The following is a 12,630-nucleotide window of genomic DNA, read 5'->3' as shown; positions in this document are numbered from 1 at the left end:
GCTCAGATAAAAACCAAAATCGTAAAGAAGGAGATTCTGACCTTCATGGTTCAGCTGCTTAAGTCTAGAGCTTTATTGAACGATTCATAACTTATAATTCACTGCCGTTTAAGCCCGGGACATTATTGCATGGTACTTATATTCATAATACATTGATTGTACATAGCGCATTTCAAAACCGTGTTTATTTGCGATTTCTTGGAATTTATAGGGATTATGGGAAAAACCATAAACATTTCTTGGACGGTTTTTTAAGGTCGCGAATACCGAATTACGAAAATCGCAACCTACTCTGTATACTGCTTTTAAAAGCCCTGCATTAGGTGCAAATACCCCTAATTTCCATAATGGATACAGACGGGGGTCCAGTATGTCAAAAAATACTATTTTGCCCCCCCTATTCAGGTGTTTTGATGCATTAGCAATAAAGGCGTCAATTTCTTGAAACGTTAAGTACTGGATTACTCCGGCTGCAGTTATCCGATCAAAAGAAGTGTCCAGTTTCTCCCAGAGGGTTTCATGGTTAGCCAGGATCAGGTCAATATTAATGCATTTTCTTTCTCTGATCCTTTTACTCGCTTCGTCAAGCATGGATGAGGAAAAATCCACTCCTACAAGCTGTTCATATTCCGGAGCATAGTAAGTCAGGAGTTCTGCGGAGCCGCATCCGAAGTCAAGAAGCGTCTTACCTCCGTCAAGGTGGAATAATTTTTCCCTGGCTTCCATAGCAAGAAACTCCTCAGACGAATACCTGTGCCCTCCGTGTGTCTTATCCTTAAAAAAGTCTTCCCAGATATTCTTTGGCTTCGTATGCGTTTTTTCAATCCTTTTGCTACTTTCTACTTCCATACCCCTTCTCCCCGTATTATTCTTTAAATTATACTTTAACAGATATCCTGGTAATCAATTATATTAATTTGTATTAAAATAACAAGAAATTTCCAAATTATTTTAATTTAAACGGTAAAAATAGTGTATTCTGTTTTCTTCAAGAAAGATCTTAAACCCTTTTTTCTTAAGATCAGTACACTATTTCTCTTCACCCACCCTTAATAATTCTAATTAATAATGTAATATATATTTGATCCCTGAAAATATAATGTCACTGAAGAATTCTTAAGCCGGAAACCTGCATACAATATGCATCCTGGCGAGAGTAGTGTTTCCGCAGGAATGCAATCCGCAGTTATAATAAACTACAAATAGCAAGAATTCAACAAAATTTCTCTTATTAAGTGGAAAGACTCACCAGTTAAAAATTGCAAATTCTTATTTTTCGTCTCATATTCTTAGAAAAGTAGGAAGGCAAAAAATAAAATAAATTAAATCTGCAGGAGAGAGGTTTAAGCAGAGCTAACCTGCGGAAAGCCTGATATTTTATTAGGGAATCCCTCAGTTTTATTTAAGCTTCAGACCAGAGTTAAGGAGGGATACTTATGCGGTATTTTTTTCAGCTCAGACTTGTACTCTATTTTTGCATTCTGGCCGCAACCACCGTCTGCAAAATTATTCCATCATCCACTTCCATACCGATTTGACCGTGATTATTTTCTTCCCATTTTTGCCTTCAACTCTCACGGTCTCTTCATCATCCATTGTCAGAATAAGGCCTTCTTCAAGGCCATACTCATCCAGGGCTTCCGTAAGCCCCAGAATTTCTCTTTCCCTGACTGCCGGGCTTCCAAAGCAAACCGAGATCTGAATTGCAGCCGAGATTTTCGGGCTGTCTTTTTCCTTAATAACGAAATCACATTCCCTTTTGTTCCGGAAATAAAATACCTGTTTTTCCCTCCTCAGCAGCTCAAGGAAAACAAGGTTCTCAAATCTCAGCCCGAGGCTGTCCGGGTAACCGGGATATACCGCCTTGAAAAGTCCGGTATCACCTGCGTAAATTTTGCATGGAATATCTTTTACACGGCCATTTTCCTGGATACTATTGAGTTCTGGGACCCGGTACAGCAAAAAAATGTCTTCGAGATAGTCCAGATAACTGTTTATGACGTCTTCGCTCTCGATTCCACTCACTTTTTTCAGGGTATCGACGGAATATTCCGAAGCCATATTCGAGATCAGGAATATGGCAAGCTCTTTTAACTTCTGTATATCATACCCGGCTGCAGCCCCTTTTTGCAGCCCCTCTTCAAAGTATTTCCGAGAAAGCCTGGTATCACCGTTTTTGATTACGTCCGGAAAACCGCCGCTTTCAAAATACTGCAGAAACTTACATAACAATTCATCGCTTCTGGAAGGCGTAAGAAAGCTTGGTTCTGGTATCCCGGTACCTTTAATCAGCAGGTATTCTTTGAAAGAAAGTGGAAAAAGCTTTAAAGTCTTGCCTCTTCCTGCAAACCTTGAAGAAAACTCATTTATCAGTTTTGCTTTAGACGAGGTTAAAAAAATTCCTGCCCCCTGGCTGTGAAGCCTGTCAACCCAGTCTTTCCATTCCGGAAGGTTATGGATTTCATCAAGAAAGTAAAAAATCCGGCCTGCTCCATCTTCAGTTTCTTTTTTATAAATTTCGGCTGCAATCTCCTCGATAGTTTGCAAACTTCCAGGTCCGATACCCTGCATCCGGCTGTCTCCAAAATCAATATAAAGCTTTGCTCCATTCAGGGAACTGGCAATCTGACTCAGCAAAGAAGTTTTGCCCGCATGATGAGGTCCGGAGATAAGTTTGATTTCACTGCTTTCCACGGAACAGCAGGGGGAAATGCTACGGGGAATTAAATCTGAGAAATTTTGAAAAAAAGTCTGGTGACTTAATATCAGGGGGAGAAGTTCTAATTTTTGCATATTATCACAATAGTTTGCGAAATGGGACTATATAGTTTTTCTGGCATGAATAAGTACCCTTATGCAATAATAACTCTGGGGCATAAAGCTGAGAAATTAACAAAAAGCGAGGATCGCCTTGCAAGCCCGTGAGCCTAGAATTTTCGTCCACGGAGAGCGTATTCTATAAGCGCCTGCGTAAATAGGGCGTTAATACAATAGGGTTAAAATAAATTAATAGAAACATATAAATAAAGGAGTCAATATGACCCCCTTATAAGCAAGAGACGGGTCAGAAGGTAACGATTCAGTCAGAAAGTAACGATTTAGTCAGAAGGTAACAATTCAGTCAGAAGGCAACGATTTAGTCAGAATGTAAAAGAGGACAGGTAGGGATCCATTCTACAGAGAGGGCTCAGTGAACAGGCAGGATCCAGTCGACAGTCAGGATCTGGTAAACAGACAGATTCCGATGAATAGGTAAGGGTTCGGTCAGTAAGTAAGAATCCAGCCGGCAGGTAAAGATCCGGTTATTTTTCGAGCATCGCAAAAACTTCATTCCTTTTTTGGTTCATAAACGGTTTTTGTCTTCCCGCAGCGGGTACATACAAAATACTTTTCTCTCACATTAGAAGCATAAATATTCAAACCGCCGCTTCTTTTCCATTTATGCAATCCTATAAGGCATAGAATATTTTTTCTTTGAGGTTTTCCGGAAACCTGATACGGAGCTCTGTAACCCAAGAATTTCACTCCTGCCTGACTTCCTGGAACTAAAAAGGAAATCGGTTCTATGAGTAAGATAAAACTATATTTCATTTAACTTTACATAAATAAGCTTCTTATTGTTTTTATAATCCTAGTGTTGCTTTTCAAGCCCGAAAGCCGTTTTCCTCTAAAATTCGCGAGCCGGAAAATAAGAATTTTAAAAGAAATTAAAAAAGAAATTAAAAAAAATGCTAAAATAATATGAGCTAGGTAATAAATTACCGCATTCCCACCAATCAGGAGAATCAGGGTTCTTATCTCTGTGTGTCCACAAAACCTTCTTCAATAAGCACACCGGCATCGCTTTTATCGCTCAGAGATGAAAAGAACCCTTAAAAACGTTTTTAATCTCAGTTTCATTCTGAACAGGATTCCAGTGAAATTGAGGATAGAATACATAAAAAGGGCAACGATAAGAACAAACACGGATCTAGAAAAATTTAATCCAGATCGATTGATCCTGATTTTTTACGAAAAAAATGCTTAACAACTTTGGGAAACAGGAGCAGCAAGGCATCATCATTTCTATAAGTTTTTTATCAGCGGCCCTTTTCAAACATTACTGTGTCGGAAGGCTATGAGTACATAAGCCAGAGTAAATTTATAATCCCTAGAAAATGCAATCAACAGTTCATCGCCATACAGCATTGAGCGAAGGCACCAGAGGCAAATTAAATAATTTCAGATCCAAATTAAATAATTTAAAGCATCGAGCGCCCTCTCAGTCTTTCTCTCTGGTTAAACATTATATCCATAACTGAAAGAATAAACAGGAGCAATATCAGAGCGATATGAATCCGTTATATAAACAAACGAAGCAAAGGATAGACTCCTCTAAAAAATACTTTTATGTAAAGAATCATCTTCGATTTAAAATTCCTTATTGAAAAGCATTTTATTGAAAAACCCTTTATTGAAAAACATTTTATTGAGAAATCATTCTGAAAAGCAGAACTAATTACTAATTCACGGAAAAATGGAAGTACATAGCCATCATTTCAAGAGACAATGATCTATCGGAAATAGGTCATTATACCTTGAAACATGGCCATGATACTGTTTCCTTTCATACCTGTTGATTTCCGGGTTCAGCGATGCTGACTATTATTAACACCAGTCACAGCCACGCCTACCGCGCCATTTGCGCCGGCCGCCCCAGCCATCGCAGTCCCAGCGGCCGCCCCAGCCGCCGCCACAGCCGCCCCAGCCGCCGCAGCCGCATTTGAAACGGTCAAAGTCTCTGAATCCACCAAAGAATCCGAACATTAGATTTGCCTCCTTTGTTTTACTGTATTCTTTTCATATGTAATGCACTATTATTAACACCAGTCACGCTTGCAGCGCCATTTCCTGCGCCATTTGCCGCCCCAGTCATCGCAGTCCCAGCGGCCGCCCCAGCCGCCGCCCCAGCCGCCGCCACAGCCGCCGCCGAATCCCTTGAAACGGTCAAAGTCTCTGAATCCAAAACTTCCGAACATTAGATTTGCCTCCATGGTTTTACTGTATTCTTTTCATACTGGTTTTGAATATCTGAGAAGATGAGATTCTTGAAATGAGGATATGCAATCTTCGAATCAAGCTTTTTATCAACTCCCCAGATCAGTTATAAACTCACAGGCAATTGTTTTCAGTAAATACCCCGATTACTGGTTTTCATTTAAGTAAAGACTTATTTAATTATGATTGCCGGTGAGTATAAATAAACATATAATTCAAAATTATATAATATTACTAGAATAATTTCTCCTTATTATTAATAGACCTTGAAAATCTGGATAGATCTTCAGCTAAAAAAATAGATAACTTTGGCATTTAGTTTACAGATACTGATTTTTTATGTTTCTCGATAGAGTCAGGATTTTTTAGCTTGTAACTTACTGGTCAGGCAAAGATGAAGCTACTTTAGCATAAATAATCCGTTTCCTCTGGCTAAACTCGATTACAGATTTCCAGAGCTCTGGATTTTATTGAAAATATTGGATCACTCTTTTTAATTATAAGATACATAACTGCACTTGTTTCCTTTATATGAAAGATATTCCATATTGACAGTGTTCAGTTTCCTGCCTTCCAGGCAGCTTTTTCATTTTCACGACACCTGGACCAAGGTAGATTTCAGGCCCTTTAAAAAACGAGAAAACGTTTAGGTTTTTATAGAACAAATACAGCAGATCAGGCATCTTAGAAAAAGAGTACACCGTTTCCTGTAATTCTTGGCTCAGTTTGCAAGGTAAAAAGCTATGCTCTTAAAGGAATAAAATTGACAGCTAGGGAAAAATAAAAATAAATAGCCATCAATTGAGAAAAAAAGTCTCTATAAACCTGTCCTCTATGCATTAAAAGATGGCTATTATCCTATTTATGCGATTTTCCTTCGGGTTGAATAGTTTTTTTTAGGTTGACCTGGGCTAATTAGCACCAGTATTTGATGCTAAGGCAGATTTTTTCGTAGGAAACGCAAACCTTTGAATAGTAGATACTGAAGAACATTTCATTCCCTCCACTCTTTTCCTTTATTGCCGTTCATTAACTTATATATGTAGCGGTTTTATTACATACTAAGTATATTCAGTGCTTGTTCTAATTCTTTAATGCTCTCACTTTAATTAAAAATCATATTGAATTTCTGAGAGAGCAGTACGAGTACTAATGTAAAGTTGAAGTTAAAATCTGGCCATGCAAACATTGTATTTCCCTCCACTCGTTAATATACTTCTATCGGTTCTTTGCTTTCTTTCAAATAATTGCCAATTTAAAGACTAATCACCTGAATATATCGCGAAACCTTCTTTATATATATATGGTGAAATATTCTTTAAATAAGGCCATTATTACTTGTATATTTATATTAAAACGTGGTAGCACTAACATATTTCCCTCCACCTTTCCGATCAGCACCAGTATTTAATACTGAAGCAGACCTTTTCATAATAGCAGCAGACTTTTGAATAGTAAATACTAAAGAACATTTGATTTCTTCCGCTCTTTTAAGCTTTTTATATATTTTGCTATTTTACTTATCTGCCATTTTTTTTACTTTCCATGAGGGCACCGTGTTTTCGAATTCATGCATGCAATTCTTCATTACCACAAACCCTTTACCCACCTCCAGGTCTGGGCTATACTCCAGGCATGTACTGTAAGAAACTAATTTTGCCATGCATTTTTCCTTTAAAATAAATGTTCTAAATTTTAATTGCCTGAGAATACAAATAAATCTATAACTGTAAATTATATAAAGTCGATAGAATAAATTTTCCTTACTATTGAATAGCCTCTGAAAATCCGGCTAAATTTGACGGCAATTCAGTAATTTACTTTCCCATTAAACTTACAGATAAATATTATTTATTTTGTACTAAATAAAATCCTGAGCTTCATATTAATCAGTAAGGCTCAAATGAGGCTTCAAAAGAGGAAGTAAGCTAAAAACGTCTATAGAAACTAACTAAAAGCTTTAAAACATAATGATTTTGTTGAAAAATCTCTTTAACTCTTCCGATTAATATGAGATCTAACTCTAGCCTTTTTTAGTGTAATCTGTAATTCTTTATTAAGATGAGCTTTACCGGGAACAGGCTTTGAAAATATGGAGAAATTCCAGCACAGAAAAGGAGGATACTTTCAGGTTTAATTCACGAACTTTAATTTTTTTAACATTCCTGATTAAAGGAGCTTTAGAACCCTGTATTAATTAATAAAGCAAGAAAATAACTTCTAGGCATAAAATAGGTTCTTTTATCCCCCTAAATAAGATTAAAGGTCCTTAAAGAGCAGAGTTTTAGTAAAAATAATGCATTACTTTTTTTATTTACAAATTATGTAACTTCAACCTTTTTCTAAAATATATAAAATTTCTTAAAAAATAAGAGCTTACGAGGCGAGTTTTAAGCTTATTCCATGAAAAAGTTGTAACCCTGAGCCCTATACAGCCTGTTATTCTTAACGGAAACATTTTGCCTCCACTTATTGACGTCAAGGCCAATTTTCCATATCCCGGTGAATTTTTCTGTTTTTACGCCCTGATCCGCAAAACCAGGTTTTCCGAGATTATCCGTTTAAGATAGACAGGGGCAGTAAATTGAGCTTATTTTATATTTCATCGAAATTCGGAGAAAACAGGATATAAGTTAAATTGAATTTCAAGAAGAGAGCCGTAAACTTAAACTCAATAATAGCCTCGAGACTAAATTGAGACTCCTGCAAAAAGTTAGCATTATTGCTAGTCACAAGAAAAAGATAGCCGTCACTCAAGACAAAAAATCAAAGGAATACTTCTTGTCTTGAAGAAATGCCCTTAAGAATGTCTACAGAAACGATCTCTTTTCAAGTTATTAGAGCTAATTACCAGAAGCGGTTTAGATTTCTCGGCTTATTTCAGTTTCTTTGCTTACTTTTAGCAATACCTGTTTAAGGTATGAATTAAAATATGTTCTGAAGTATAAATTATAATATGTTCTGAAAATACCGTAATTACCATGAATATATTTATTGGAAACGTTACCGTTATATTCCAATCCGTTCTTTAATTATATGTGTACGCTTTTCTTGCGTACTCGCTATAGCCACCAGTTCAAGACAAAAGGATACACGGGATTTGTCCATATTATCTCGAAAAGGTGGCTATTATGATTTTTATCCAGCCTGGTCAGAAATTGTCATGAAAACCATCCTGGATTTTTGGGCCAGAAAGACGATAAAGTGCCGTAATAAGTGCCATAATGTGTTTATCTATTCGTCTTTCGGGCTATTTTCCTGGACTTTTTCTTACATTTTTAATAATGTTCATTTTAATAGAAAATCACGTTGAATTTCTGGGAAAGTGCTATGAGTATTAATGTAATGTTTATATTGAAGTCCTGCCATGCAATCATTGTATTTTCCTCCATTTACTTGTTGTATTTCTATCTTTTCTTTGCTTCCCCTTTACATAGTTGCCAGTTTAGAGACAACCAGTTTAAGAGATAAACATTGTGAAGTTTTCTTTAAATAGAGCAATTAATATTTGCATATTTATATTAAAACGTGGTAACACTAACATACTTCCCTCCACCTTTTAACGTTGTACTCCTTCTCGCAGATTTTTATATAGCCGCCAGTTCAAGGCAAAGTGAATCCTGGGGATTACATGCCGAAACTGACGGCTATGACAACTATTTATTTATCCAATCTGCTCAGAACCAGTCATTGAAAATTACTTTGAATTTTTGGGACAGAATGATTGCAAAATTCTCGATATACATTGTATTTCCCTCCACTCGTTAGTGTACTTTTACGCTTTTTGCATCTCGTTACGTAGTCACCGACTCAAGACAAAGTTAATTCACGGGATTTGTCCATATTATCTCGAAAAGGTGGCTATTCAGGATTACTTTAGCAATCTGCTTAGAAGTAGTCATTGAAGATTACTTTGAACTTCTGGCAGAGAATAATTGCAAAATTTCCAATGTACATCAATTTTCCCCCCTATCTTTCAGTTCAGATTCGTTCTTTTCTTTGGATACTTTTAGAATAGACACCGTTTCGAGACCAAACTAATTCACGGGATTTGTCCATTATATCTCGAAAGGCGGCTATTATGATTATTTTTCCAGCCTGTTTTATTATGTAATACCCCTAGCAATTTATTCCCCAAAATGTTTTGGGAGCCCATCTTAATTTTAAGATTGACACACCTAAATTTTAATTGCTAGTAAGTATATATTCACATATAGTTTTAGTTTATATAAAGCTGATAGAATAATTTTTACTTACTATTAAATAGTCCTCGAAAATCTGCACTCATTTCCCCGGAATACAGGGGCATACTTTTATATTTTATTCATAGCATCTGGTTACTTCAAGCAAGCGGTAAAATAAGGATTTATATTATTGTTTTCAACTGAATAGATGGAAATGATATTTATTTAACGAAATGAGCCTGTTTTCTTACCCAAATACATTTATATACCTTTAAAAATGCTTGATTATCAGAAATGAGCAAATATATACTTTTAAATATGCAACGCAATTCATTTTATTTTCTGTTTAAATGTGTATTTTTTTCCCAAAAACGTAAGAGCTTAATTTATTCTATAAATGGATATCAGAAGATTTTTCTACTTTTTGCACTTCAATCATCCTGAAGAAGAATACTTCCCCTTCAAATTCCGAACTTCCCGATTAATTCTCTCGCCCACTTCAACTTCTTTTTCTTAATTGTGTTCACTCCCGAATCATCAAAATTAAATCCAGCAAGCTTGAGACTCCTAGCCCCGAACTCCTTTGCAACAAAAACGCATCGGTCTCCATAGCTAAATCTACCAAAATTATACACTCTATCGAAAGGCTTTTCCTGCGTAGTTGCAATAAAGCGCTTAATACGTGGCACGTATTTTTCTAGCATATAAATATTACCCCCATGGCGTAAACCAGGACTATCGAGCTCTTTTCACAGGCAACAGTCTCCTTTTCAATATCAGCCTCGGAATTGCCGTCAAGATCGGCGCAGATGAACTCAGGCACAACACCCATATCCATAAGGACTGCGGTTGCACCATTGGCTGAGATTACCGTAAAATCCGAAAAATTGATTTCCGAAAGGTCACCCCTGAGCTTTGGGGCGTTTCCGCATACCAGAACAGGCTTTCCGGAAATTAAGGTTTTGAGTCGGACAGGCTGGCATTATTTCCTCGGTCAGCCTGCGGAAAAGGAGTAATAACTACTTCTTCATCACTGTGCAATTAAGCAATAGAACTCTATAATCAGTTAGTAAATCGGTTCCCAGGCAGCAAAGTCCGCATGAATCACATCCTTTTCTCATTTTGCATTTCCAGTAGTAAAGGTTAGTGATTGCCAAAATCTGAAAAAACGTGCCTGAAATTAAAAGTTTCAGTATAGAGACCTGTAGGAAGGCCAGTAGATAATATTCCAGGTACGGTTTATATCGAAAAATACGACAGAATGAGAGAAATAAAACATAATACTCCAGTAAACATAAAGAGCCAGAAAAAAGAAAGAAACATCACATCAGAGGATTGTAAAGTTAACGGAGACGACAGGTTATGCCAAGCTTTGGAATGGGCTCAAGTATATAATTAGTGATTGAGCTTATCCCCGAACTCAAAAGTGTTTCTCTGAATCTCAAATTCGGAATAATCAATGAGTCTTTGATCATGGAAAATAGTTCTGAAACTCTGATAGATATGAGATAAATAAAGTTTTGGGATGAGCTCTAAGACAAGAAGTTAGTGGTACTCATGGGAAATAAAGTAAAAGCAGATCTGTCTGCAGATCTGTCATAAATGTTCGGATTTAAATCTTTTGAATTCCTATGCGACTGGTTTTTCAGTTAAACTGCGTTAGTCCTGGATAATAATAAAATGAGATGAGGCTCATTCGTTGGCCCTTTTTGATGATGCCGGTCAACTTTAGGAAAGACCCTTCAATACATTTAAGATCTGATGCAATCAAGGTTCTCCTACTTCTGTAGTTCGGCAAAGGATGTACGAATGAGCTGTCATCGGTTTTACATTTTATGTTGTATATCGAATCCGTGGTTCGATTAGTCAGCATTCAGCAATTGGGATTACTAGCGAAAAAATCGCTTAGTCCCACCAGTCGCCACGGCCTCTGCCGCATTTTTCTGTGATACAGCCGCGGATGTTAAAGAATTTGGTTTTGAAATTGTCGCGGAAGCCGCAACGATCCCATCCGCCCCAGCCGCCACCGCAGCCGCCATCGAAGCCGCCACCGCAGCCGCAGCCGAATCCCTTGAAACGATCGAAGTCTCTAAATCCACTAAATCCTCCCATTGTATTTACCTCCACGTTTACTATATTTTTATACTAGTTTTTATTGTATATTCTCTTTGTCTTGCTTTTCATACTCGTTTTGTATGTTGGAGAAAATGAATTTTTTAAGATCAGAGTTTGTGTTTCTCTAATCAAAATCTATATTTATTCCCCAATTTTGAATTTTATAATTACTCCTGACAATTAAGTTAATCTATTTCATCTAGAGAGAACAGATTTAGCTTTAATTGACAGAAAGTACAATTAAATATATAATTGTAAATTATATAAAACCAATAGAATAATATATTCTTAATATTAAATAGTCATTGAAAAACCGGGTAAACTCTGGGCTGACGAAGTACGTTTAATTTTATATTTAATTTACAAATTTTAATTTTTTAAATATCTCGATAAAATCAGGAATTCTAGTCTGCAATTTAATATTTAGGCAAAAATAAAACCTGTATAGTATAAATATGCTATATTCTCTAATTATAACCAGTTTGGAGGCTCAAAAAAGATGCATCTAGTGAGAAAAAATATTATTACATATTCTGTTTTTAAACTTTGACACTCTAAGGTCTTTGTTTAAAAGTTTGTTGCTAAAAGTTGATAATTCCTATCAATGGCGAATTCTCGACTTGATTCAGGAACAAATTTGAATATTTTTCAATCCACTGCACCCAAATCAGCCTGGATAGAAACCCTTCGCCTTCAAACACATGAGGATTGTAGTTGCTAACTCCAGGTAATAAAATATATAGCCATCAATTCAAGACAATTACTAAGAAGTTATCTTCCTGTCTTGAATTGGTTGCTATTATTATTTCATCCATACTCAATAGTTCTGGACTCAGCGCTTATTCTTAGCACCAGCCACAGTGTCGCCAGCGACGCCAGCCCCAATCACGGCAGCCGCCCCAGCTGCCACAGCCAAAACCATTCCACCACATTGTGTTTGCCTCCACGATTTTGCCATGTTATTTTATCTTTCAGATGCTGTAGAGGTGGACTTTTTAGATTAGAGAATTACACGTTCTAATCAAAAGTCTTCAACACCCCCACTCATACTTCACGGCAACTTTTAGAAATCATCAGACTTACTTCCGTTGGAGAGGAGCAATTCTGCCATGAAAGTACGATTAAACATAGAATTATAAATTATATAAAAGACGTGGAATAACTGTTTCTTAATATTAATAGTCTTAAGAAAACTGAATAAACCTTCTGTCAATAAAATAAGTTCACTTTTACATTTATTCAACAATTTCTAATTCTAATAAGACTCTCAATAGATCAGAAATAATGACCTGAA

The 12,630-nt window shown here is 36.4% G+C and carries 6 protein-coding genes; all 6 read right to left on the bottom strand.

Translation table 11 applies throughout. The features are described from left to right. Positions 1–108: 108 nt before the first annotated feature. Positions 109–849, bottom strand: coding sequence for a class I SAM-dependent methyltransferase (locus ACPK8D_RS00170; RefSeq protein WP_424715819.1), 741 nt, complete (start codon positions 847–849; stop codon positions 109–111). Positions 850–1,506: 657 nt separating this feature from the next. Beyond that, positions 1,507–2,793, bottom strand: a complete 1,287-nt coding sequence (locus ACPK8D_RS00165) for an ATP-binding protein (protein ID WP_424715818.1) — start codon at positions 2,791–2,793, stop codon at positions 1,507–1,509. Between the two features lie 3,760 nt (positions 2,794–6,553). Beyond that, positions 6,554–6,700 carry a hypothetical protein gene (locus ACPK8D_RS00160; protein WP_424715817.1) on the bottom strand — a complete coding sequence of 49 codons (147 nt, stop codon included), beginning with the start codon at positions 6,698–6,700 and terminating at the stop codon, positions 6,554–6,556. A gap of 2,982 nt (positions 6,701–9,682) precedes the next feature. After that, positions 9,683–9,925, bottom strand: coding sequence for a hypothetical protein (locus ACPK8D_RS00155; RefSeq protein WP_424715816.1), 243 nt, complete (start codon positions 9,923–9,925; stop codon positions 9,683–9,685). After that, a complete protein-coding gene (locus ACPK8D_RS00150) occupies positions 9,919–10,158 on the bottom strand; it encodes a 6-hydroxymethylpterin diphosphokinase MptE-like protein (RefSeq protein WP_424715865.1) in 240 nt (79 codons plus the stop codon). Before ACPK8D_RS00150 ends, ACPK8D_RS00155 begins: the two co-directional genes overlap by 7 nt. Before the next feature lie 968 nt (positions 10,159–11,126). Beyond that, entirely contained in the window at positions 11,127–11,333 is a 207-nt protein-coding gene (locus ACPK8D_RS00145) for a hypothetical protein (RefSeq protein WP_424715815.1), read from the bottom strand. Between the last annotated feature and the right edge of the window lie 1,297 nt (positions 11,334–12,630).

Origin of the sequence: Methanosarcina sp. (assembly GCF_049706645.1) — an archaeon.
In the GTDB taxonomy this organism is placed as follows: Archaea; Halobacteriota; Methanosarcinia; order Methanosarcinales; family Methanosarcinaceae; genus Methanosarcina.
Note: the sequence above shows the minus strand (reverse complement) of the source record. Positions and strands in the feature narration are given on the sequence as shown.

What these genes read in the sequence shown, in the direction of transcription:
- ACPK8D_RS00170 (WP_424715819.1), bottom strand. Translation starts at nt 849, where the DNA reads ATGGAAGTAGAAAGTAGCAAAAGGATTGAAAAAACGCATACGAAGCCA.
- ACPK8D_RS00165 (WP_424715818.1), bottom strand. Translation starts at nt 2,793, where the DNA reads ATGCAAAAATTAGAACTTCTCCCCCTGATATTAAGTCACCAGACTTTT.
- ACPK8D_RS00160 (WP_424715817.1), bottom strand. Translation starts at nt 6,700, where the DNA reads ATGGCAAAATTAGTTTCTTACAGTACATGCCTGGAGTATAGCCCAGAC.
- ACPK8D_RS00155 (WP_424715816.1), bottom strand. Translation starts at nt 9,925, where the DNA reads ATGCTAGAAAAATACGTGCCACGTATTAAGCGCTTTATTGCAACTACG.
- ACPK8D_RS00145 (WP_424715815.1), bottom strand. Translation starts at nt 11,333, where the DNA reads ATGGGAGGATTTAGTGGATTTAGAGACTTCGATCGTTTCAAGGGATTC.